The organism is Actinomadura harenae, from assembly GCF_003696215.1.
Classification (GTDB): Bacteria; Actinomycetota; Actinomycetes; order Streptosporangiales; family Streptosporangiaceae; genus Spirillospora; species Spirillospora harenae.
Genome location: NZ_RFFG01000067.1, coordinates 14,777 through 38,456 on the forward strand (window position 1 = coordinate 14,777; position 23,680 = coordinate 38,456).

Genomic DNA, 23,680 nt, shown 5'->3' on the forward strand with positions numbered 1-23,680 from the left:
TCTCGTTGGTCGTGCCGGTCACCGGCATGTAGGGCGGCTCGCGGTCGGCGTCCTGACCTCTGCCAACAGGGACGCCATGTCCCGTTCCTACCGGTGACCTGGAGCACCTGGAGCACCTGGAGCACCTGGAGCACCTGGAGCACCTGGAGCACCTGGAGCAGGATGCCGTCATATGCGTGCTGCGATCGAGGACACATCCCGAAGTACGCGATCGAGTAGCTCTGTCAACAGCCGGTTCTCCTCGAGGGCCAAGTGCGCTCTGTGGTGAAGAGGCTCGGCCACTTTCTGGAACTGCTGGCGATCTTCGGGGCCGGGCCAGGACAGTTCCAGTTTTGAGAAGGCGCGTCGGCTGATCTCTCTGGCCTGTTGGCCTTGCGCGATTTTGGGAAGGTCTTCGCTTCGGGCACGAAGTTCGTGGAGCAGCCACCAGCGGTCCGAGGGATCGGACGGGCGCACCGCAAGGACCCCCCGGTTCGGTGTGGTTGGCAACCAGGTCAGCGCGGCGCGGGCCCCCTCCGGTCTCGAGGCGACCAGCACAGTTCCTGGTTCGCAGACGTCGCCCGGCTCGGCGAGCGTCTGCCGTCCTCCCTGGATGTGAGGCGGATCCGCAGCCAGGACGTCGGCCGGCGCTATCCGGGACGTCGCGACACCGTCCAAAACCGGTTGGGGTTGGTTTGGTCGGCCGGTCATCACCGCGGCGACGGCACCGAACGTGGAGGATGCCCACGAATGCTCACGTCGCCGCGCCAGCATGGCGTGATGGGCATCGGCCAAGGTGACGGCGTCCACGGCGATCCGCTGGTTCAGGTCCATCTTGTCCTGCACCAGTTCGACCACACGAGTGATGGTCTCGATACGTTCTGGAGGTGGGACGGCCACCTCCATCGCCCTCAGCCGGTCGATGCTCAAGGTTGGCTCGACATGCGCCGATACGTGTCGGTCGAACCAGGCGCGGGCGATCGGCGTCTGGAACCAGATCTTCAACCAGCGGGTGACGGCGTGGTTCTGTGAGCGGAGGATGCCGACGGAGCGTGTTGTCACCCAGCCGGAATGCCGCTGGTCGATCAGTGCCGCGTCACCCACCCGGCGGACGAGTACCACGACCAGGTCGCCCTCGGCGAGAGTGGCGCGGCTGGGCTTGGTGTCCGGGGTCGCGGCGTGATCCGGTGGAGGCGTCCGGATACGGCCATCGCGGACGTCGCTGGCCCTGATCACTCCTCGTCCGCTGGGAAGTTCCTGCTCGGGGAGCCCGTAGGTGACCTTCAGGTCCGCAGCTTCCTTCACCGTCATGCGCTGCCAGCCGCTGAGGGCGAGTTCACGCATCACAGTTCGTCCAAGATCCGAAGTAGGTCGGCTTCTAGTGCGTGCGCCTCTTCGAACTTGTCCCGAAGTTTGGCGGTGAGTTCATGGATCTGCCGCTGGTCTGGGGCGTCATCGGGGCTGAGTTCATCGGTGTATCGCGGTGGTTGCAGGTCGTATCGCTGACCGGCGATCTCCTCGGCGTGGACCGAACGGCATCGACCAGGCTCGTCGCGGTATTGCCCCGCTGCCTCTCGCCACGCTTCCAGTGTGTGCAGCACCTGCTCGACGCCTTCCGGACTGAGACGACGTTTGCGCGACCCCGGAACCGGTTCGTACGCGGTCCGCGCGTTGATGAAGAGCACCTTGCCTCGGCGGTCGCTGCTACCCCAGTCGCCATGGGGACCTTTGTCTGTGTTGAGCAGCCACAGGCAGCAAGGAGCACGGCTGTGGGTGAACAGGCCCGGTGGCAGAGCCACCACACATTCGACGACGTCCTCATCGACGAGCCGTCCACGAAACCGCTGTTCTACCTGCCTTGCCCCGGTTGCCGCCCCCTCCGCCATAAGGATCGCCGCCCTGCCCCGAGGAGCGAGCGCGTGGAGGATGTGGAGGATCCAAGCCAAGTTCGCGTTGTCGCGGGGGGGTGCCGTTTCCGCATCCCACCAACTCGGGTCGCTCGCCCGCCGGTCGGGACTCCATGAGCCGTTGAAGGGCGGATTGGCCAGGATGATGTCATAGGAGGACTCAAAGGGCTGCGCGAGACTGTCCATCGGCTCAAGAAGCCGCGCATCCAGGTTGCGGGCGGTCAGGTTCATCCGAGCCACATGGAGCATGGAGGCATGAACGTCCTGACCGGTCAGGTCCAGGGTCGATGCCCGACCCGTGCGTTCGGACACGTACTGGGCGGCGCCTATGAGCAACCCGGCCGACCCGCACACCGGATCGAGCACCCGCTGACCTTCTTGGGGATCCACCGCCGCCACCATCAATCGGGCTACATCATTGCGAGTGAAGTAGTCCCCGGCCTTCGCATGCATTTCAGAAAGGTCCTGAAAGCTCTGGTTCAGACAATCACCAAGGTCGTCGACTCGATCGGCGGCCTTGACCAGGCGGCGCAGAGCATCGTCGGCCGTTGGGGGTAGACGCGGAACGAACGCGCGGCCCTCTTCATCTTGAGACTGAAGTAGGCAATTACGCACCAAGGGGCCCATCTGCTGCTGGGTCTTGCCCGCTTGCGTCAAGAGGTGGTTCCACCAGACGCCTTGCCCGCTCTGTGGATGCTTTCGCGCCTGGTCTCTTAGCGTCATGAGGCCGGCCACAACGCGGCAAGCGTCATGAAAGCTCAGGACATCTCCCAGGGCTCGTACTGAGATCTGCATTTCAGACGTCATTGGAGGAGCTCCCTTGGGGACAGGGCACGATATCCGCATCCTTGCTCACGAGAGGCCGCCCGTTTTCATGAGCAGGACGACCACCGGGACCGCGGCGGCGAAAGCGGCGGCCCCGGCCGCAATGGCGCCGACGACCCGGCCGCCGTCGAGCCACTTCAGGAATCCGGCCAGCAGCGCCGCCACCAGCGCCACCAGGATCACCACGACCACGATGAGGACTCGCTCCATCTGCGGCTCCATCTCTACTGGGCGCGCGACGTCGACTGACGACCGCGCGGGTTCCGGCGTGGCGGGGGCTTCCCCGCCCGACACGAGAACGGTAGGACGCCACAGCCGCGGCGCGCCCAGAGCACGCAGTTTGGGTTTTCCATGAGGGGGATTGGTGTCTATTTATCTACTCATGTCGCTTTTGCCATGGCGTGGGAGCGGACTGCTGGAGGTAGCCCGCAGGAAAACGTGCTCGGGCTGCCGTCCATGGGACCGGTGAGGTCGTGACGCCGAGGGCTTGCGGGGAGCTGCACCAGAGCCCTGCCTCCCTCGCCTCCGTCGGAGCAGCAACACCAGCCGATGATGGTGAGCGCCTCGGAGTGCTTCATCAGCGGTGTGAACGTCTCACCGCAGACGAGATCGAGCCCGGAGGTGAGCTCACCCTTGCGCCAGGCGCTGAACGAAGACGGCCGGCAGTCGAACCGATCGAGGAGCGTCCGGAGCCGTTCAGCCGCATGTGCGATTCTGGCCTGACTCCCCCTTGCGCGAATCGCGCGTCGTGTCGCCGCTGCGGCTACGAACGGCGGAGCCGCTCGATTTCTGCTTCCAACTCGCGGACCTTCGCCCCCAACTCAGCCCTCGTAGGTTTCCGGGCCCGGATGGTCCGGCGAGGTGACGCGTCACGTGCCGGTTTCGCTGCCCCAGGTGGCTCCTCCACGAGCCCGATGGCCTCGGCGTCCACGATGGTCGCCGGATCAAGGCCGCACTCAGGGCATGGCGTGGAGACTGTGAACGCCGAGTGGAGGGTCTTGTGCGTGTAGTGCGCTTGCTTCTCCACCATGTGGCCGCAATACAGTCGGAGACGCCATCGCATCAGTTCGTGGGACTGTTTTGGAGGTCCGAGGATGCGGCCGATCTTCTCGATCTGTCGTGGCGACAGCGGCGGAGGCGGGCAGCATTTGCCACAGTGCGTGGTCAGCGATCCTTCGATCGAGTGGCGCATCGCGTGGCAGTCGCCATGCTTTTCCTTGAACCGGACCTGTTCAGCGTCGTAGCGGGCACGCTCTTCCTCTGTGAAGTACATGGTGCCCTTAGAGTCCCATGGTTCCTCATCTCGGTACGGGAGACCACAACCGGGACACGGTTCTCCCGCAGAATATTCCTCCCACGTCAACCGCGCGACGTTGCACCGCACCGCTTCGCGGATACGCTCGGATTCCGTCTGGGCTCGCTCGTGCTTTTTGGTCAGCTCGAATGGCGCATTAAGATCGCCGCGCCGCTCGTACTCGGTGAGGTCAACCATGACTTCGACCATAGAGGTATCCGCGTCCAAGTTTGGGGAACTTCACCCGAGCGCACGCAAACAGAACGCCGGTGTCCGATTTTGATGACACCAGATGTGGCCTGTTAGGGATGAGAGCTCGCGGGAACGTCCAGCAGCCGGGTTGCGGCGTGGGTGAGTGGGATCGTTTCCTGTTCAATTCGGCGGAACGGGGTGGGGCTTGCTGTTGCGACGGTGGCGTAGGCGGTCGCCTCGGCTTCGGTGAGGTGCGGCAGGATCGCGGAGGACGGCTTGATGGGACGACCTGCCTTGTCGTGGTTCACGCCGTGCTCGGCGTAGTGGTGCAGGTCGGTGGCATCCATCAGGATCGAAGTGACCGGTTTCGGGGGCGCGTTGTCCGGTGCGGGCTCGGCCAGGGCGGCGCGGAATCGGTCGAGGATCGCGTAGCCGTCCGCGTCGATGTCTCCCCAGTAGACGATGTGGTCCGCGGCGCGGATCCAGGGCACGTTCGCGAGCAGGGCCGCGGCCGCCTTGCCGCCGCCCTCGACCACGATCGTGTCCGGTACCGGTGGGAACCAGAGCCGGGAGTCGCGGTTCTCAACAACGAGAACGATCCGTGGCCGGTAGGCGATGTCGTGGGTATCTCCGGTGGTCCATGCGTCATGTCTGCGGCGGCCCGACGTGGCGTGGTCGGGGTCGACGTAGGTCAGGTGCAGCACGGCCGGCCGTGAGCGGACTTCGTCTCGGACGTCGCGTCCGGCGACGTCGCGCAGCAGCGCGCCATGGGTGTCGAGCCATTTGGTGTGCATGCCGGGGACCGGGAGTTGACGGGCGGTCCATGCGCCCGCGTTCGGGTGCCGACGCAGCCAGGTCACTGCGTTGAGCAGGACCTCGGCATCGTCGTCCTCGAGTTGGTGGACGGCTCGGAGGGTGGCCGGGGAGAGGAGTGCGCCGGTGGATTGAAGGGACGATGCGAGCTCTCGGGCGCGGGTCACGTCCAGAGCCAGCGGTTCGGTTTCGGAGACAAGGGCGACAGCGGCGTTCAGGTCCGCGACGAGTGTGGCGGGGTAATCATCGGTCACGCCTTGGACGGACACCGGCTTGCGGACGATCAGGACACCCATGGGGTACCGGTCTGCGAACTCACGCCAGCTCATGTGCCACTCGTGCCATGCGGCGTGTCCGATTCGCGCGATCGTGCTGCCGGTCGATACGCCGGGGCGGAGCGGGACGGAGAACGTGACCGAGCCACCGACACCGAGATCGGCGCACACGGCGTCCGCCCACTTCTGGTGGACCTTGCGGCGGAGTGACTCGACCGCGTCGGCAGGGGTGATCAGGCGGGGGGTCATGCGTCGGGTACCGCCACGATGGGTTTCGCCCATGACCGCCCCTCGGTGTTCTTCAGGATCAGATATTCGGCGTCCACGTGGGGTTCGATCGCGCTGTGCTTATCATTGGGGGCGCCGATGATGAGTTGGAAGCCCAGCCCACGCCATGCGCCGATCGCTCGGCCAGTGAAGTGCGCGTCCGCCTTGATCAGTGCCTCGTCGAGGAAGACCGGGGCGTAGCGAGGGCGTTCGGCGCCCGCGTCGCCCAGTTGGTAGCGCAACGCGGCACCGACGATGAACGCGACCAACTCCTGGGACTCGCCGCCGGACTTCTCCCCGATGTGGTCGTAGACCGCGACATGCTCGCCTGCGAGATCACGTTTCTCCGCGCTGATCCGGACGTGGTTACGCACGTCGATCAGGTCGGCGAAATCGGGCGCGGTGCGGCGGATGCGGTCGATCACCTTGGCCATGCGGTGGTAGACGCGTTCCCGGTCGGCGTCCGTCTCCGCCTTGTCGATGGCGGAGCGTACGTCGCGTAGTTCCTTGCGGAACCGGGCGCGTACTGCGGAGTGGCTTTCCTGCGGGTCGATGCGCAGCCGATGGTGATCGTCAGCGAAAGGCAGTTCGTCAAGGATGCGGTTGACCGGGTCGATCCGGTCGCGGATCTCCCGGACGGCGGCGGCGAGTTCGCTGTCCAGGCTGGTCAGGTCGTTGCCGGAGAGCTTGAGCAGGCTGTCACGCCACTCGGTCTCCAGCTCGTGCAGGCCACTGGTTTCCAGATCAGTGAGCAGTCGGTCGAAGTCGCGGTAGGAGTCCTCTGGGTCGATGCCGAGGTTCGGGTTCGGCCAGCGCTCGACGAACGTCGAGAACGTCTCGTGCAGCGCCTTCCGTGACCGGCTGATCAGTTCCTCCGCCGACTTTCGGTCGTCGCGCATCCGTTCGACACCCCGCCGGTGTGCCGCGTCGAACTCCGCAAGCGCCGTCGCCGGGTCGGCCCCGTCCGGGGAATCCTCGAACAGTCCCGCGAGGTACTCCCGGTGGTCCGGACTTACCTCGGTGCCGGTCGCCGCGGCGGTGTCGAGCGCCCGCTGAGCGCCGTCCACCTCGTCGACGACCGGCTCCCAGGTGTCGTCGAGCCGCTTGGCTTCGGTTTTCAGGCCACCGATGCGCTCGGTCAGCCTGGTGACCCGTTGCTTGAGCTCCTCCGCCTCCTGCTGCAGCCGGTCGATCTCCGGGTTGCCCGCGCGGACCTCGGTGATCACGTGATTCCAGCGATCCCGTTCGGCGGTGACCGACTCGACGTCCACTTCGTCCCAGGACAGTTCGATCACGGATTGGTGGGCGGCACGTCGTTCCTCGAACGAGTTGAGGGCCTGTTCCGCCTTCGTCGCGCGTGCACAGGCGTCATCATGTCGTTTCCGGGCGTGGCCGATCCGGCTGTCGAGATCGGCGAGCAGCCTGGTGTTGGTGAATCCGAGCAGGTTGGCCCGGCCGTGACCACCATGCGCGCCTCTGCTGGCTTGCGACGTCTGGCCGGTGATGGTGAGCGCCTTGGAGTGCTGCATCAGCAGTTTTGGCGTCTCGACGCAGACGAAGTCGAACCTGGCGGCGAGTTCGCTCTTAAGCCAGGCGGTGAACGGCGACGGCCGGTAGTCAAGTCGGCCGGGGAGTGTCCTGTCGTTCAGCCCGACCGCGTCGCGCATGCCGGTGCGGACGCCTTCGAAGTGGATGCGTCGGGCGACCGGCACCGTGTTGATCGCCTCGCGGAACGAGTTCAGCCGACCGATGTCGATCAGCACCCGGGTGGCGAATCCGCCGAGCGCCAGGTTGAACGCCTCCCGCCACGGTTCGAACTCTGTGCGCACCTCGATCAACTCACCGACGAACGGCAGGTCGTCCGGGGTGAGCCCGGCGGCGTCGGCCAAGAGGTCGCGGGCGGCGTGCAGGTCGGTCGGGATGTTGCCACGGCGGGCCTTGACCGCGTTGTGCTCGGTGCGCAACTCGGCGAGTTCGCGTTCGGCGGCCTTGAGTTCCGAATTCGCCTCGGCGAACTCGTTCTGGGCGGTCTTCCTTGCGTCGGAGTCGGCCAGAGCCCGGCGCGCCGTGTCGACCAGTGTGGTGAAGTCCTGGCTGGTCGACACAGTGCTACCGAGGGCGTCCAGGACGCGGTCCAACCGCTTCCGTGCGCGTTCGACTTCGGCCAGCCGCTGTTCCACCCGGCGTATCTCGCGAAGCGCGGTGTCCAGCCGGTCCCCGCCGGAGGCGCGCAAGGTGTCGAGCACCGCGTCCCGCTGAGACTCCGCTGCCTCGATCAGCACGGCCGTCTCCCGGACCTCATCCTCGGCTCCGCGGCGCCGAACGGTGAGGTCCTGCTCAGCCGCGCGCAGCAGGTCGAGTCGGCGCTCGTGCCGCCACAGCGCCGCAGGGGACGCCGGGTCGGTGAACGATCCGACGTCGTCAATCACCTGCAACCGTGTCACCGCATCGTCGATGATGCCCCGATGGTCGCGGATCGGGGCCAGCGCCCGCACCTGCCGACGGGCAGTGATCATACGTTCCCGGGTGCCGGACAGCTCGTCGAACTGCTGCACCACCTCGTCCGCCGTGGCCAGGGTGGACGGCTCTTCCAGGACCATCGTCTTGTACAACGCGTCAACGGTGGTGATCTGCTGGCCAGCCTGGATCCTGCCCAGCAGCCCGACCGCCTTGTGGCCGTCCCCGGCAGCGCCGATGCCCAGCGCGGTGTGTAGCCGGGCGGTGAAGTCGCGGTCGGTGCCGAAGCAGGTCAAGCCCGTTGCGCTGACCGCCTCGCGGGTGAACCGGCTGGCCGCAGGGCCGTCCAATGCATGCAGGTCGTAGGCGTCGTCCCGAGTGGCACGGACCGGGACAACATCATCAAGGACGCGTGCGGACGACGGCACGTACCAGGCCCGGAGCGCGGTGAACACGGCACCGCTCGGGTCGGCCCAGGTCATCGCGATCGCCGACCAGGTGTCACGGCCGTCTCCACGCAGCACCCGTGACCTCGTCTCACCGTCCGCCCGTGACTCGTCGAGTTTCCCGCGCGCGTACGAGAGGATGTTGCGCTGGTCCTTGCCCCGGGGCCGACCGACCACCCCGCCGTTGGACGCGCCGTTGAACGGCGTGGTGTGCGGCATCAGCAAGGCGATGTAGGAGTCCATCAGCGTCGATTTGCCCGACCCGGAACCGCCACTGAACAGTGTTGCGCCCGGGGCGAACCGGATGTGGTGGTACCCGTCATAGCCGCCCCAGTTGACCAGCTGCAGATCCCGGGCCACCCACTGCTGTCCCCGAGATGCCGCCGGAATCAGCCCGAACAGCGTGTCGATCATGCTCATGACGCGACCTCGTTCTGCTCCCGCAGCCACTGGCTCAATTCAGTGAGCTTCTCGGTGCTCAACACGACCTCGACCAGCGGCGTAATCCGGTACCGGCCTGCGGACTCTTCCGCGAGCAGGCCCTCAGCGACCAGTCGCTGCACCGCGTTGCGGATATCGCGCTGGCTGCGGGCAAGGTTGTGGTCGTCTGGATCGAAGTAGGTCAGCACGGTCTGTTCCAGCTCTTCGATGTCGACCCGCGCGGACGTCTCACCGGATCCGTGCTCCCGCTGGAAGACCGTCCGCAAATGAACCAGCACCAGGGTCTCGGCCCGGTTGTAGGGGTCGTCCTTCAGCAGGATCGGGACGTCCAACTCTGCCGAGCGCACCTGCTGTTTGTAGGCGATGCCCCGGTCGTGGTCGACTACCAGCCGGACGAACAGATCGTGGAGGCGCGACTCGATGATCTGCTGGTTCTCCAGCAGAGTGCGCCACAGCACCTGGTCCTTCTCGGCCAGCAAGAACCTGCGTTGCAGCAGCCGTACCAGTACGCGCCGCACATCCACGTCCAACGTGCCCGCATCACCGGCGAACAGTTCGGATGGGTCGTCCTCCATCGCCACCGGATCGATGAAGCCGGCTTCCACGCCCGTCGACCAGCCGTCGTCCACTCCGTCCGGTTCACTCATCCCTGCGTCCCGATCTCTCATCCGCGGCGGAGGGCCGCGTTGGGTTCGCCGCCAGCACACCGCCGAACGCGAACCGCCGCCGGGTCCCGTCCGGCCGGACCGCGTCGACCTCCACGACCTCAGTCGTGTCAGTCATTCCGCAATCGTGGGCGATCTCCAGCAGACCGAGCAGGTCCACCGGCCGCCGGATCTGCTCGGCCGCCGCGCGGAACGCAGCCGCGACGTCAACGTCGTCCGCATCACCCCCGAACGCCGCCAGATGCTCGCGCAGTTCGGCGTACTGCGGACCACCCCACGCCCGGGTGTCCGCGAACGGCATGTCGTCGGTCTCGTCCCATTCCCGTAGCGGTGTGGGCGGCCGGGGCGGACGCGGGTCGCTCATGGTCTGCCGCAGCTGCCCGACATCGGCCACCGGCAGGCGCCGTAGCGGCGCGACGACCGAGCCACGGCGCGTCCCGGGCACCCAGGTGTGGAACCCGGACATCACATCCCGCAGCAACTCGTCCACCTGCCGGTCGCGCATCGGGTCATGGTTGCGCACCTGGGTGGTGATGACGTGCGACGCCTGCCGCTGCGCGGCCAGCACCTCCTTGACGCCCTGCTCGATCCGGCGTGCGATCTCGGCGAGCTCCCGCCGCTGGGGGCCCGGCATAAGGTCGGTGAACCCGTGCCGCAGTACAGTGCGCAGCAGGTTCCACAGGTCGTCGATCTGCGCCGGGTCGCCGATCAGGCGCAGCGCCCCCGCGAACGCCCGGCCCTCCGGCGTCGCGTCCATGATCTGCTGACCGCGCTCCAGATACTCGCGGAGCACTTCCCCGGTCGGCCGCACGTCCTGCCGCAGATCGGCGACGACATCACGCTGCATGGCCTTGATCGACTCGGCGACGCGGGCGAAATCGGCGGGCAGCTCCCGTGCCAGATGCAGCATATTCTCGGCTGACTCGAGCAACTGGTCGTCGTCGACGGCGTCGACGTCACCGCCCCGTTCGAGCCGTTCGAGTTCTCGCCGACGCTGATCGATCTCCGTCTGGAGACGCGCCATCCGGGCCATCACGTCCGGGTCCGCGTCCTGAGCAAGCCGCTCGACCGCCTCCAGCAGCGTCCGAACCCGGGACTCCGAGACTCTGGTCCGTGCCCCGCCGACCCGGCCGGCAACTTCGAGCGCACCGACGCCATGTGCGGACAGCCGGTACACCTCGACGTCGTCGGAGACCTGCCGCACCAGCCAGCCCGCGTGCACCCACTGCCTGCACAGGTCACGGGCGTTTCCCGCAGGCAAGGGCTGGTCGCTCTCGTCGCCGTAACCTGCGGCCCGCAACTGGTCGAGGGCGTCGGCGATCTCCGCATGGGCATCCGCCACCGCCACCGTCGACCGCTCCGGCGTGAACATCATCGCCAGCACCGTCACGACGAACGGGGCATAAGTCCGATGGAGCAGATCGAGCATCGGGTTCTGGAACGCCCGAAGCGCCCCCTGGTAGGCGCCTTCCACACCTCGTGTTCCCATCGCCGCCCAGAGTACGACTTGTCTCGACGCCACGCCCAAGAACCGAAGCCATCGCTCTCATCTGCCCCCTGGCACGCACCCGATGGGATATCCGCTCAGTGCCGTCCAGGTGTGGGTGCAGATTGAGCGCGCCCTTCCCCGTCCCTGCAGCGCACCACCTCGGGGTTCGCTGTCTCCGACCCGATCTCAACATCGGCGATCACCTATGGATGCATGCGGTCAGCAGCAGCGGAAGGATTTCTGTCAATAAAATCCACCCAAAGTGACTCGATCTGCAGCTAAGCTCATGGCACGCATCAGGAAGCCGCCGCGTCGGCAGGGGCACGAGTCCGTGCGCCTGCGCAGGTGGACGTGCAATTGTCGACCGGCACAGAGCTGTACCGCAAGGTCTGATAACGGGCCCCTGCCAGCGAACTCACGTTGTTGATCATGAAGAGGACGGGCGACGCGGACCCTCCTCAGGCTAAAGAAACACGAAGTTCCACTCCTGTGCGCTTACGGGCTCCCACGCTCCGTTCGTTCGAGGACTGACATGACCGATGAAAGACAGGCCGCGGCGCCCGCTACCTCGCCAGCGAAGAACCCACCAAGCACCCGCAAGAGCTCCCTCCACCGGATCAGGACACCCGAGGGCCTCGACCTCGATCTGCGCGAACTGGTGCTCGGGCGCTACCTTCGGCGCGAAGGGTTCAGCCTCCATCCCTTCGAGCAGGATGGCTTCACGGGCATGGTGATCAGCGGGACCATCTCTCGGGGACAAGCTGACTGGTGCCAGGTCCTCGGGAACCTGACCGGGGTCACGGTTCAGGAGGAGAATCGCTCGGCGGCCGGCGTCTTGTTCGTGCGCACCGACCGCGCGGTGTACGCGCTCACCTACGGCGTGGGACACCACATGATCGACCCATTCCGCCTGGACCCGGACTTCGGACTCGAGTTCGCCACGCGCTGCCTGGACGAGGACGGCGTCCTTCTCGTACGCCGCCAGATCATGGATGCGCGCGGTCGTAGCGACGAAAACGCTACAACCCGGGGGCAACCCATCGAAAGTTTCGGCATCGAGAGAGTCGGTGCCATCATCACAAAGATCACTGGAATGGTATCGAAGGTCCCGTTCACCTATCTGAGGGACGGGAAGCGCCGTGCTGTACGCGTCGCATGCAGAGACAGCTCCATCCAACTCCCCCTCGCCACCACTGCAGCCGAATTCCTTGACGATCTCCGCGAGATCGAGAACGTTTGTTCCCAGCCTGACCCGCTACCAGAACTGGGCTTCATTGACCGCATCCGCTCCCTCAGAGGCAAGAGCGCGATCGTCCAACGGCTCGGGGATGAGCTGGAGAGACTCCTCGCCGATCCCATGCACCCCCGGCTGGCACTCGGCGTCCCGAGCGAATGCCTGGACGACTTCGCCAGCGCTCAGACGTTCCAAGTGACCAAGGGATCCTCCAATCTTCATACGGTCCAGGAGTTGAACCTGGAGGCATTGTTGGAATTCGTTCACACGCTGCCTGCAGGAAGCCGAATCGGTGCTCTCAAGAATGTCCGCGTCCAGATGTTCGGCGACACTGACTGCGACGACCCAGTCAGCGCCAGAACCTCGGGACACCGCTGGCTAACTGCCGACGTATCCGTCAGCGCCGGACGGTACTTCTATCACCAAGGCAGCTGGTATGAGATCGGCGCCGAATACCTCCAGTCCATCGAGGAGGAACTCCGCGATCTATTCCGCCGCAGTGCCAGCGTCACCCTGCCGCCCTGGCCGGAACACTTCAAGGGCAAGGATGCCGAGGCCCGATACAACAGCCAGGCAGCCGAGCATCCTGGATACACGCTCTTCGACAAAAAGACGGTCGTCACGAAGAAATTCAGGGGCGGCGGCCTTGAGATCTGCGACATCCTCGGCCCAGAAAACCAGCTTATCCACGTCAAGCAGAGCAAGGACAAGACCGCTCCGCTCAACCATCTCTTCGCCCAAGGCACAGTGGCCGTCGAAGTCCTTCGAAGTGACGTTCAGGTCCGCACCAAATTCCTCGAAGCTCTCGCCGCGCATGATCCCAGCCACCCAGTGACCCAGGAACTGGGTTCTCTCACCCTTGTCTACGCGATCCTACTTAAGGACGGTGAAGCGATCAGCGTCGATTCTCTCTTCGCATTCGCGCAAATCTCCCTGCTGCAAGCCGTCCACCAGTTGCGCGCCATGAATGCCAAAGTAGAGATCGTCACTATTCATCGGTGACTCAGTGGCAGTCCAACGCCCGCAGACTACTCAGCATCACCATCACAGTCCCGCCCTGGCGGCGACGGCGGACGGTCCAGAGTGGGTCGTACCTGTCTTGGCTGCTCGGTGGTTGCTCGGCGGCTTCAGCACCGCACGCCATTAGCCAGCAGGGCCCGGCACGCACATCTGAGCTCACGCGGACAGATCGACACAGTTCGTCATCGACTAAGCTTTCCAATATTGGATAATGGATGCTTTTAATCCGTAGGTTGTGGGTTCGAGTCCCACGCGACCCACCACCCTGACCTGGGCAAACGCAAGAATGCCGCGTTCGCCCAGTGTCACTTTGCCCCAGTTTTCCCTTGTGGCTGCTCGATGGTTGTCCGGTGGCTGCCCGGCCGCCCGCATCTCCCCTGGTCAACCCCGGTTTTCGTGTTGTCGCGTGCGCTCACGGGGTGCCGGGGGTTGTCGTGGTGCGTGCGATGCCGTCCCGGCCCGCTCGGGCAGGCCGCGTGAGAGCCGTTAGTCACTGGCGTACTCCCCCTGCCCTCCCACCAGAGAGCCGGTACCCGGGCAGCCGGCCGCAGGCGGCGACCGCCACGGTCTCCGGGGCCGCGCGCATGGTCTCGGTGGCCAACTCCAGCCGATTCAGGTTCCGGATCGCCGCCAGTACCCACCGGGCCGCAGCAGCCCTCGGCTTCCAGCAAGACTGCACAGGTCAACGCCCCGACCCGATTTCGTGCGGTACACGCTGAACACTAGGCAAACTTACTTCGGATGGAGTAAGAAGTACGCCATGCCTTCTAGAGCAGTCGGACGTTCGGCACCAACCGGACATGAAGCACTGCGTCGGATCCGGACCGATGCGGTGCTGACGGCGCTGCGCACACACGGTCCGGTGTCCCGCACCGACCTCGCCGACCTCACCGGGTACCGTCCGTCCTCACTGACCGAGATCGTGCGCGATCTGATGAACAGCGGGCACATCATCCAGGTCGGCACCGGGGACTCCTCCGGAGGCCGCCGGCCCCGAATGCTCGCGTTCAACCCGGCCGCCGAGACGCTGGTCACCGTGTCGCTGGAAGGCGAGCGGGCCCGCGTCGCCGTCGTGGACCTGGCCGGCGAGCTGCACCAGGAGCACACCAGGCGAGTCGACGCCGCCGACCCGCTCACGGGGCTGGCCACCCTGATCTCCGAGGCGATCCAGGACGCGGACGGGCCCGCTCCCAGCCGCGTGGTGTTCTCGGTCCCGGGCGTGGCCACCGCCGAAGGCGCGGTGGCTCTCTCGCCCGTGCTGCACGCGCTCGGCGAGGGCTCGCTGACCAGCATGCTCAGCGAGCGACTCGGACTCCCGGTGCAGACGGAGAACGACGTCAACCTGATCGCGCTGGGCGAGCGAGAGCGCGGCGCCGCCGCGAACGTCGACGACCTGGTGCTGATCTATGTCGGGTACGGCATCGGCGCCGCACTGGTCAATGACGGGGCGCTGTGCCGGGGCGCGGCCGGGTTCGCCGGCGAGATCGGCTTCCTGCCCGCCGGACTGCCGCCGGAGCCGCACAGCGGTGGGCGTGGCCGGTTCGAGCGGCGTTGGAGCGTTCCCGGCATCGGCGCCGCACTGTTCGAACTGGGCGGACGGATGCCGGAGGAACCAGTCGCCGAGCTCGCTCGGCGGGCGGGCGAACCGGCCGTCGCCGCCCTGCGCCGGAGTGTCATCGAGGCCTGGGCATTCGCGGCGATCGTCTGTTCTTGTGTGGTCAATCCGGCACGCGTGGTCTTCGCCGGTGCGGCCACCCAACTGGGCGCGGATGGGCTCACCGACCTTCGCACGATGGTCCGCTCGTCCGCGCCGTCCGCTCCGGAGGTCGTGTTCGCGGAGCTCGGGGCGCACGCCCTGGATATGGGCGCGGTGTCGCCCACGTTGTTGTCGGCTGTGATCAGTGCGCAGCCCCCTGGCATGAAGGAATGACCAAATTGCGCAAGACCGTTCTGCTCATGGCGAGCGTGCTCACGCTCGGCGCTGCCACTGCCGGTTGCGGCATCAGCACCTCGGACAAGTCGAGCCTGACCATCTACACCGCTCGGGACAAGCAGCTGGCCCAGGGCGTCGTGGACGCCTTTGAGAAGGCCAACCCCGACTACAAGGGCAAGGTCCGGCTGCTCACCCTGGGCGCCCAGGAAGCGCTCGAACGCGTCACCGCGGAGAAGGGCCGCCCGCAGGCGGACATCTGGTGGGGCGGCACGCGGCAGCAGTTCGTCCAGGCCGCGAACGCCGGGCTCGTCTCCGAAGCCCCCGCCGAGGTGACGAACAGCATCCCGGCGAAGTACCGCGACCCGCAGGGCCGCTGGGTCGGCGAAATGCTGCTGGACGAGGTCATCTTCTACAACGACAAGATGCTCAAGCCCGAGCAGGCCCCGAAGGACTGGGACGACCTGATCAAGCCCGAGTTCAAGAACAAGATCATCATTCGGGACGTGGCCGCGTCCGGGACCATGCGCAGCATCTACTCCGCGATGATCGCGCGCAAGAGCAAGGGCGGCGACCCGGCGGCGGGCTATGACTGGCTGCGCAAGCTGGACGCCAACACCAAGGTCTACGCGGCCAACCCGACCGACCTTTACCTGCGCATTCAGCGGCAGGAAGCGCCGCTGACGGTGTGGAACCTGCAGGACGCGATGCTGCAGAAGAAGAAGAGCAACGCGCCGTTCAGCGTGGTCTCCCCGGCGTCGGGCGTGCCGCAGCTGGTGGACGGTGTCGCCAAGGTCGCGAAGGGCCCGAACTCCAAGGGCGCCGACGCGTTCCTGAAGTTCCTGCTCGGCAAGGACGAGCAGAAGAAGCTCGCCGAAGAGTGGTTCCAGATCCCGACCGTCCAGGGGGCCTCCGAGCCGAGCTGGCTGGCACCGATGAAGCTGCAGGAGATGCCGGTGGACTGGGACCTCGCCGCGTCCAAGGAGACGGACTGGATCTCCCACTGGAGCGCCGCCATCAAGAACAAGGGCTGAGGCATAGGTCAATGATTCCCATTCGCCTCGACCACGTCGGCAAGCGCTACGGCGCGAACAACACCGTGGTCAACGACATCGACGTGACCATCGCGTCGGGTGAGTTCTTCACCCTGCTGGGGCCGTCGGGCTGTGGCAAGTCGACCACCCTGCGGATGATCGCCGGATTCGTCGCGCCCACCACCGGGCGCATCCTGTTCGGCGACCGTGACGTCACCTCGACCCCGCCGAACAAGCGCGGCACCGGCATGGTGTTTCAGAACTACGCCTTGTTCCCGCACCTCAACGTCGCTCAGAACGTCGCGTACGGCCTGGTCACCCGCAAGGTGCGCACGCCGGAACGCGACCAGCGGGTGGCGCGGGCGCTGGAGTCGGTGGGGCTTGGGCGGTACGCCGACCGGCGCATCGAACAGCTCTCCGGTGGTCAGCAGCAGCGAGTCGCGTTGGCCCGGGCGCTGGTGATCTCCCCGGACGTGCTGCTCCTCGACGAGCCGCTGTCCAACCTGGACGCCAAGTTGCGTGAGGAGACCAGGACGGAGATCCGCCGTGCCCAGCGGGAGGCCCAGATCACCAGCGTCTATGTGACGCACGATCAGGCCGAGGCGATGGCGATGAGTGACCGGATCGCGGTGCTGGACGCCGGCCGCCTGCACCAGATCGGCACTCCCCGGGAGATCTACAACCGTCCCGCCACCGCGTTCGTCGCCCGGTTCATCGGGCGGAGCAACGTCCTGGACGCCAAGATGGTGGGCGGTTCCGGGGAGACCGCCGTGGTGAGGTTGCCGGGCGGTGCCACGATCGAGGCCGCCCGCCCGGCCGACATGGCGACGACCGACGAGGTCGCCGTGTCGGTCCGGCCGGAGAATCTGCGGCTGACCGAGCCCGGCGGCGGAATGCTGGACGCGGTGGTGCACGCGGTGGAGTTCACCGGAGCGAACAGCCAGTTCGAGGTGGAATCCGGCGGGCTGAAGCTGTCGATCACCGCGCCGGACTCCGCCGCGCTGCCCCGGCCCGGTGACACCGTGGGTGTACGCGCGGAACCGGGGCATGCGTGGCTGGTGGCTCGATGAGTACCGTCACCACTCCGCCGCCGGCGGTCGCGGCACCGCGTACGCGGCGGCTCCCGGCCCGCGACTCCGACCGGTTCGTCTACGTACTGGCGCTGCCGGTCGTGGCCATCCTGGTGTTCCTCGTACTCATTCCGATGCTCGCCACGGCACGCAGCTCCGCCGGGGGCGCCGGGTTCGCCGACAACTACCGCAGCCTGCTCTCCGGCGCGTCCGGGCACGCGTTGCTGCTGTCGGTGGGCATCTCACTGGCGTCCGTGCTGTTCTGCGGCGCCCTTGGAACGTTCCTCGCCGTGCTCCTGACCCGCTTCGAGTTCCCTGGGCGGCGCCTGCTCTCAGTGTTCGCGGTGCTGCCGATGGCGCTGCCCCCCCTGATCGGTGCGGTGGCGTTCGTCCTGCTCTACAGCGAGACCGGGATCGTGCCGCGGACGTTGCACTCCCTTACGGGGCTGAGTCCCGCCAGCAGCTCGATCGGTGGCGTGTCCGGGGTCATCCTGGTGCACGCGTTCACCATGTACCCCTACTTCTACCTGTCCGTTTCGGCCGCTCTGGCCGGTCAGGACGCCTCGCTGGAGGAGGCCGCGACCAACCTCGGCGCCGGGCGGCTGCGGGTGTGGCGAACCGTTCTGCTGCCGATGCTCACCCCGGCACTGGTGTCCGGCGCGCTGCTCACCTTCATGATGTCGATGGCGTCGTTCACCGCGCCGCAGTTGTACAACGTGCAGACGCTGACCATGGAGATCGTCTCGGCGCGCACGTCCGGCAACGAGGCTTTGGCCGCGACCCAGGCGACCGCGTTGTCGCTGGTGTCCATCGTCTTCCTCGTGGCCATGCGCTGGTACCAGGGCCGGCGAGTCCACCGCAGCCTGTCCAAGGGATCCGCCGCGGTCCGGCGGGGCCTGTCCTCCGGGGCGGCCAGGGTCGCGGCCGGGATCGGCAGCCTGCTGCTCACCCTTGTGCTGATGGCGCCCGTCCTGGTGATCGTGCTGGTGTCCTTCTCGGTGGACGGCGCGTGGACGACCCAGGTGCTCCCGCCGGAGTACACGGCGGCCAACTACCAGCGGATCTTCACCGACCCGAAAAGCCTGATGCCGGTCTCGGTGAGTGTCCAGACGAGCCTGATGGCCACCCTGGCGGCGATTCTGGTGGGTGCGGCGGCGGCCTGGGTGGTCGCCCGCTGGAAGCTGGCCGGCCGCTGGACGCTGGACGTGGTCATCATGCTGCCCTGGGCGCTGCCCGGCACCGTCATCGGTGTCAACCTGGTCACCGCGTTCAACGAACCGACCGCGGCCAACCTGGGCCTCACGCTGGTCGGCACGCTGTGGATCCTGCCGGTGGCCTACTTCGTACGGTTCGTGCCGCTGGTGTTCCGCTCCACCGGCGCCTCGCTCGAGCAGCTCGACCCCACCCTGGAGGAGGCCGCCCGCAGCCTCGGCGCCGGCCCGGTGCGCGTGCTGCGTACGGTGACGTTCCCGCTGGTGCTGCGTGGCGTGATGGCCGGTGCGCTGCTGGCGTTCGTGGACGGCGTCGGCGAGTACGTCGCCTCGGTGGTGATCTATCCGCCCGGCACGGTCCCGATGTCGGTGGAGATCTACAACCGGATCTACGCCTCGGAGTTCGGCACCGCGGCCGCCTTCGGCAGCCTGCAGATCGTGCTCATCCTGTTCGTCCTGTTCGCCTCCCGCCGGCTTGAGGATGGCCCGCGCCGCCGACCGCGGCGGCGACGCACCCCGGCCGTCAAGGCCTCCTGACCTGGCGCTGGAACTTACGAAGAGAGTGATTGAGATGCCCCTGTCCGTCTACTGGGACAACCACCTGCGGGTGGCCTTCGAGGAATCCGCGCCGCAGCTGTACCGGCCGATGCTGCATGCCAGCCTCGCGCACGTGGTCATGCTCGCCGAGCAGGGGCTGCTGCCGGCCGACCGCGCCGGTCGCCTGCTCGGCGGCCTGCGTACGCTGCTCAGCGCCGAGGACGACGAGCTGGCCTTCGACGGCAGCGTCGAGGACGTCTACTACCTGACCGAGCAGCGGCTGGCCAAGGCCGCCGGCATCAAGCAGTCCGAGCTGGACGTTCAACTGGCACGGTCGCGCAACGACCTGGACGCCGGTGTGTTCCGCATGGTGCTCCGCGACGCGGTGCTGGAGCAGGCGGCGCAGGCCTGCGCCGCCGCCGAGATCGCCGCGGAGCAGGCCGACCGGTACGCCGACGTGCTGATCACCGGCCTCACCCATCGCCGGCCCGCGCAGCCGACCAGCCTCGGCCACGTCCTGGCCGGCTACGGCGAGGCACTGGTCAGCCAGGTCAGGGAGATGCTCTCGGTCTACGACGAGCTGAACGTCAACCCGCTCGGCTCCTGCGCGTTCGCCGGCACCGATCTGCCCATCTCCGTCGACCGGCTGACCACCCTGCTCGGCTTCCGCACGAGCTTCACCTCCAGCTACGAGGCGGTGGCCGGAGCCGAGCACCTGGTCCGCGCGGCCACGGTGCAGGCCCGCGTCCTGGCCACCGGCGCCCGGATGGCCCGGACCATGCTGGACTGGATGACCTGGCAGTGGATCGTCACCCCTGAGGCGTACTGCCAGGGGTCCAGCATCATGCCGCAGAAGAAGAACCCGGTGGTGCTGGAGCACATGTGCTCGATGGCCGGCGCCGCCGCGGCCGACCTCGCCGCCACCCTGAACAACGTCGGCGTCGCCTGGTACGAGGACTCCAACAACGCCACCACCGACGTGCAGAAGCACCTGTGGCGGGCCAACGACCGGGCGCTGCGCTTCCTCACCCTGATGCGCGGCCTGCTCAGCGAGATCACGCCGCTGACGCCGCCGGCACCAGAGGACGTGGTGGCCACCGGCGCGACCACCACCGCCATCGCGGAGGCCCTCGCCGGCGCCGGCATCCCGTGGCGCGGCGCGCACTCCGTGGTCGGCGCGCTGGTCCGCGAGGCGCCGCCCGCGCAGTGGACGGAAGACCTGGTCGCCAAGGCGATCGAGGAAGCCGGATTGGGCGATGTCGACGGCACGGCGGTACGAGCCGCGCTGGACGCGGGGCTGCGGCCGGAACGCGTACTGGACCGGCCCCAGGTCGGTGGCCCGGGCCGCGACGCGGTGCGACGTACGGCTGCCGGAGTGGCCGAGGCGGCGCGGTCGCTGTCCAACGAGTTCGCCGAGCGGCGCCTCGCGCTGCGGCAGGCCGAGGACGCGCTGCGCGCCGCGGTGGACGGCCGCCTGGCCGGAACCGACCAGTGAGCGCCTCTGTGGACAAGGCGCCCGCGGGCTCCCGGATCACCGTTGTCGGCAACGTCAACCTGGACGTGCTGATGTCCGGAGTGGCCGACCTGCCCGAGCCCGGCACCGAACGGATCGTGCCGCCCATCGCCCTGCGTACGGGAGGCTCGGCGGCCAACACCGCCATCACCCTGGCCAGGCTCGGCCGGTCCACCGTGCTGGCCGGTCTGCTCGGCGACGATGACACCGCGCACCTGCTGCGGCGGCAGCTCGACATCCCCGGCCTGCACACTCGTCTGGCCCGGATGCCGGGAAGGCACACCGGGGTGACGGTCGCCGTGGAATCGCCTGGGCGGGACCGCGCGTTCCTGTCCTCGCTCGGCGCCATGGCGGACCTCGACGCCGACGCGGTCCCGGAGGATGTGCTGCCCGCGGCGTTCGTGCTGCTGTCCGGGTACTTCCTGCTGCCCGGCGTCCAGGGCGCGCCGGCCCGTACGCTGCTCGACCGGGCCAGGGCTGCGGGGGCCCGCACCGCGCTGGACACCGGATGGGATCCGGGTGGGTGGCCGCCGGAGACCCGCGCCGACGTGCTGGCCCTGCTCCGGCACGTGGACGTGTTCCTGCCCAATGACGACGAGATCCGGACGCTGACCGGGCACTCGTCGGCCGAGGCGGCGGCGCGGGAGGTCGCGGACACCACGGGAGCCGTCGTCGTCGTCAAGTGCGGTGCTCGCGGTGCGCTGCTCGCCAGGCCGGGGCAGCCGGTGACCGCTCACGCAGCGGTGAACGTCCAGGTGCGCGACTCGACCGGGGCGGGCGACGCGTTCAACGCGGGGCTGCTGCACCGGCTCGCCGACGGCGCCGAGCCGGAAGCGGCGGTGGAGTACGCGAGCAGCGTCGCCGCCACAGTGATCAGCAAGCCCTCGCACGACCGCAGGTTCACTCCGGACGAGGTGCTCCAGGGGGCGACGGCATCGTGACCATGGCCGTGCAGGGCATCCCGATCATCGACTTCCACCTGCACTTCCAGATGGAGAATGACGCGGCCACCCGGGATCTGGCCGGCGGCCAGTTCCACTGTGCCGACCACGACGGGCCGGCCGAGCGCAGGAGACGCGAACAGGTGGCCGAGCAGTCCCGGCGCTGGCGGCGGGCCTGGGACTTCCCGGACCCGAAGCCGGACGCCGAGCGTGGCTGGGAGTCGGAGGCCGATCTCTGGCTGGCCGAGCTGGACCGCTACCAGATCGCGCACGCGGCCTTCGTCACCGGCTGCGGCGACGAGCGGGTCGGGCAGCTGGTGGCCAGGGCGCCCGAGCGGTTCTCCGGGATGGCCAACCTGACCGACCTGACCGCCCCCGACGCGGCGGAGCGGCTCGAGCACGCGGTCACCGTGCTCAGGCTGCGTGGCCTGAAACTGTTCGCCCCGCTGCTGCCGCACCGGATCGACGACCCGGCCGCGGACCCGGTGTGGCGGGTCGCCGCCCGCCACGACATCCCCGTGCTGATCCACTTCGGACACTGCGGGTCCAGCGGCGGGATCGCGCACAACGCGCACATCGAGCCGGCGTGGCTGGAGCCGGTCGCCAAGCGGCATCCGGGCGTCACGTTCGTGGTGCCGCACTTCGGCGTGCAGCACGTGCAGCAGATGCTGTTCCTCTGCTGGGCCTGCCCGAACGTGTGCGTGGACACGTCCGGATCCAACCAGTGGGTGCGCTGGATGCCCTACCGGCTCACCCTGGAGGACCTGTTCCGCCGCTGCTACGAGACGATCGGTCCCGACCGGATCATCTTCGGCAGCGACTCTTCGTGGTTTCCCCGCGGCTACTGCTACCGCTACCTCGCCGACCAGATGCGGATCTGCCACGAGATGAACATGCCGGAGCCCGACCTTCACCGGATCTTCGGCGGCAACGCGGCCCGTCTGCTCGGTATCTCATCGGCCCTCGAAGGATCGACCTGAGAGAGCCCGAGCCCGGACCACCGACATGCCGGCCTGTCGGCGCCGAAAATTGTGTCACCCTATGCGACCTGCGCGTATTCGTGGATCAGTCCCCTAAGCCGATCACGTCGTCTGATCTTGATCGGGTTTTCTGGTGGGGTCCGACAAGAACGACGACCACCAAGCCGTGGCGGCGTGGCATGCTGCTGCGGCTCTCCGCCGGCTACTGCCATACCTGATCACATCGAACGACGCATAGCTGAAGCGCGGCGAGGACGAATCCGTAGGTTGTGGGTTCGAGTCGCACGCGACCCACCACCTCTGAACTGGGCGAACGCGAGTATGCCGCGTTCGCCCAGTGTCATTTTGGGCCGTTTCGTCCCCGTGGTCGTCCGGCGGTCGGTTCCCCCTGGCCACTCCTCGGACACGTCCGGTTGGTGGTCGGCTCAGGGCGGAGGGCAAGGCCCCGGCTCTCGCGTGTCCGTCCGCGCCTCGGCGATCCACGCCCGGACCCGACCTGATCGGCTACTTGCGTCCCGGCCCTCCGGGGCTCGCCCGTGGCTGACCGGCTCATGTGCGGCAGGGATGCTTGTGAACGCGTGCGGAGTCTCTTGATCATGCGTGCGAAGAGGTCGACGAGCGCGGACGCTGAAGACGATCTTCATTAGGGTCCCGCTATCGGGCGTGCCGTACCGGCTTGCTCATGGCGTCTCGCCGAGATGGTGGTACCTACCGGTCCCCCGGAAAGCCTGCGTCCGATACCCCCATCACCAAGGGACAGAAGGCTCATGGATCGCATGCGTGTAGGCGGCGCAAGGTTGCACCGCCTGGCATCGGTATCGCGGCCATGACCGCCGTTGTGGGTGTCACCACCTCGGCGGGATCTGAGGCACTGCCGCTCTCCCCTGGCCAGAACGTGGCGGCATTAGTTCGGGACGCGTGACCGGTCTGAACACCGCGCCGTAGGGCCCGTGCCTTCTGTAGGAGGCGTGCCGCCCGCTCCCACCCGGCAGTCGTTGAACCGCACCCATTGATCAGCGGTACCCGACCTGTCACGCCGAGGCGCTGCTCGCTTCCGTCGCACACCCCGCAAGATCGAGGCTGAATGACCGCGTACCAGCAGGTGGGATCCGCTTCTTCCAACGCCGGAACGGGATCGGGAACCGTAGGGCGCTGCCTCC

At 67.4% G+C, this 23,680-nt stretch carries 16 protein-coding genes; 8 read left to right on the plus strand and 8 right to left on the minus strand.

From position 1 onward, the window contains the following. Positions 1-168: 168 nt before the first annotated feature. The 8 genes from EBO15_RS29680 to EBO15_RS29710 form a co-directional block, all read right to left on the minus strand. A complete protein-coding gene (locus EBO15_RS29680; protein ID WP_122197769.1) occupies positions 169-1,323 on the minus strand; it encodes a restriction endonuclease subunit S domain-containing protein in 1,155 nt (384 codons plus the stop codon). After that, positions 1,323-2,693 (minus strand): N-6 DNA methylase, encoded by a 1,371-nt coding sequence (locus EBO15_RS29685; RefSeq protein ID WP_158628388.1) that lies wholly within the window; start codon positions 2,691-2,693, stop codon positions 1,323-1,325. Before EBO15_RS29685 ends, EBO15_RS29680 begins: the two co-directional genes overlap by 1 nt. A gap of 45 nt (positions 2,694-2,738) precedes the next feature. Next, a complete protein-coding gene (locus EBO15_RS29690) occupies positions 2,739-2,921 on the minus strand; it encodes a hypothetical protein (protein ID WP_147481708.1) in 183 nt (60 codons plus the stop codon). 553 nt (positions 2,922-3,474) lie between these two features. Continuing rightward, entirely contained in the window at positions 3,475-4,203 is a 729-nt protein-coding gene (locus tag EBO15_RS43775) for a hypothetical protein (protein WP_147481709.1), read from the minus strand. Between the two features lie 104 nt (positions 4,204-4,307). Beyond that, a complete protein-coding gene (locus tag EBO15_RS29695) occupies positions 4,308-5,534 on the minus strand; it encodes a Wadjet anti-phage system protein JetD domain-containing protein (protein ID WP_122197772.1) in 1,227 nt (408 codons plus the stop codon). After that, a complete protein-coding gene (locus EBO15_RS29700; RefSeq protein ID WP_122197773.1) occupies positions 5,531-8,875 on the minus strand; it encodes an ATP-binding protein in 3,345 nt (1,114 codons plus the stop codon). Before EBO15_RS29700 ends, EBO15_RS29695 begins: the two co-directional genes overlap by 4 nt. Then, a complete protein-coding gene (locus EBO15_RS29705) occupies positions 8,872-9,543 on the minus strand; it encodes a DUF4194 domain-containing protein (protein ID WP_122197774.1) in 672 nt (223 codons plus the stop codon). The genes EBO15_RS29700 and EBO15_RS29705 overlap by 4 nt, the downstream gene beginning before the upstream one ends. Continuing rightward, a complete protein-coding gene (locus EBO15_RS29710) occupies positions 9,536-11,035 on the minus strand; it encodes a DUF3375 domain-containing protein (protein WP_199744885.1) in 1,500 nt (499 codons plus the stop codon). Before EBO15_RS29710 ends, EBO15_RS29705 begins: the two co-directional genes overlap by 8 nt. A 547-nt stretch (positions 11,036-11,582) precedes the next feature. On the opposite strand from EBO15_RS29710, the gene EBO15_RS29715 reads away from it, so the two are divergent. From EBO15_RS29715 to EBO15_RS29750, 8 genes are all read left to right on the plus strand, one after another. Then, a complete protein-coding gene (locus tag EBO15_RS29715; RefSeq protein ID WP_122197776.1) occupies positions 11,583-13,286 on the plus strand; it encodes a DUF6119 family protein in 1,704 nt (567 codons plus the stop codon). Between the two features lie 721 nt (positions 13,287-14,007). Continuing rightward, entirely contained in the window at positions 14,008-15,234 is a 1,227-nt protein-coding gene (locus tag EBO15_RS29720; protein WP_199744886.1) for an ROK family transcriptional regulator, read from the plus strand. Next, positions 15,231-16,268: an extracellular solute-binding protein gene (locus EBO15_RS29725; protein WP_199744887.1), complete on the plus strand. Its 1,038-nt coding sequence runs from the start codon at positions 15,231-15,233 to the stop codon at positions 16,266-16,268. Before EBO15_RS29720 ends, EBO15_RS29725 begins: the two co-directional genes overlap by 4 nt. An 11-nt stretch (positions 16,269-16,279) precedes the next feature. Beyond that, on the plus strand, positions 16,280-17,338 hold the full coding sequence (locus EBO15_RS29730) for an ABC transporter ATP-binding protein (RefSeq protein ID WP_122197779.1): 1,059 nt from the start codon (positions 16,280-16,282) through the stop codon (positions 17,336-17,338). Beyond that, positions 17,335-19,086, plus strand: a complete 1,752-nt coding sequence (locus EBO15_RS29735) for an ABC transporter permease (protein WP_122197780.1) — start codon at positions 17,335-17,337, stop codon at positions 19,084-19,086. Before EBO15_RS29730 ends, EBO15_RS29735 begins: the two co-directional genes overlap by 4 nt. A gap of 34 nt (positions 19,087-19,120) precedes the next feature. Continuing rightward, the gene (locus EBO15_RS29740) at positions 19,121-20,581 is read left to right on the plus strand and encodes a lyase family protein (RefSeq protein ID WP_122197781.1); all 1,461 of its coding nucleotides are present in this window, start codon (positions 19,121-19,123) and stop codon (positions 20,579-20,581) included. Next, positions 20,578-21,540 (plus strand): carbohydrate kinase family protein, encoded by a 963-nt coding sequence (locus tag EBO15_RS29745; protein WP_199744888.1) that lies wholly within the window; start codon positions 20,578-20,580, stop codon positions 21,538-21,540. Before EBO15_RS29740 ends, EBO15_RS29745 begins: the two co-directional genes overlap by 4 nt. Before the next feature lie 2 nt (positions 21,541-21,542). Further along, positions 21,543-22,520, plus strand: a complete 978-nt coding sequence (locus EBO15_RS29750; protein ID WP_122197782.1) for an amidohydrolase family protein — start codon at positions 21,543-21,545, stop codon at positions 22,518-22,520. Positions 22,521-23,680 lie beyond the last annotated feature (1,160 nt).

Coding starts and splice junctions, on each gene's coding strand:
- EBO15_RS29680 (WP_122197769.1), bottom strand. CDS start 1,323: ATGCGTGAACTCGCCCTCAGCGGCTGGCAGCGCATGACGGTGAAGGAA.
- EBO15_RS29685 (WP_158628388.1), bottom strand. CDS start 2,693: ATGACGTCTGAAATGCAGATCTCAGTACGAGCCCTGGGAGATGTCCTG.
- EBO15_RS29690 (WP_147481708.1), bottom strand. CDS start 2,921: ATGGAGCGAGTCCTCATCGTGGTCGTGGTGATCCTGGTGGCGCTGGTG.
- EBO15_RS43775 (WP_147481709.1), bottom strand. CDS start 4,203: ATGGTTGACCTCACCGAGTACGAGCGGCGCGGCGATCTTAATGCGCCA.
- EBO15_RS29695 (WP_122197772.1), bottom strand. CDS start 5,534: ATGACCCCCCGCCTGATCACCCCTGCCGACGCGGTCGAGTCACTCCGC.
- EBO15_RS29700 (WP_122197773.1), bottom strand. CDS start 8,875: ATGAGCATGATCGACACGCTGTTCGGGCTGATTCCGGCGGCATCTCGG.
- EBO15_RS29705 (WP_122197774.1), bottom strand. CDS start 9,543: ATGAGTGAACCGGACGGAGTGGACGACGGCTGGTCGACGGGCGTGGAA.
- EBO15_RS29715 (WP_122197776.1), top strand. CDS start 11,583: ATGACCGATGAAAGACAGGCCGCGGCGCCCGCTACCTCGCCAGCGAAG.
- EBO15_RS29725 (WP_199744887.1), top strand. CDS start 15,231: ATGACCAAATTGCGCAAGACCGTTCTGCTCATGGCGAGCGTGCTCACG.
- EBO15_RS29730 (WP_122197779.1), top strand. CDS start 16,280: ATGATTCCCATTCGCCTCGACCACGTCGGCAAGCGCTACGGCGCGAAC.
- EBO15_RS29735 (WP_122197780.1), top strand. CDS start 17,335: ATGAGTACCGTCACCACTCCGCCGCCGGCGGTCGCGGCACCGCGTACG.
- EBO15_RS29740 (WP_122197781.1), top strand. CDS start 19,121: ATGCCCCTGTCCGTCTACTGGGACAACCACCTGCGGGTGGCCTTCGAG.
- EBO15_RS29750 (WP_122197782.1), top strand. CDS start 21,543: ATGGCCGTGCAGGGCATCCCGATCATCGACTTCCACCTGCACTTCCAG.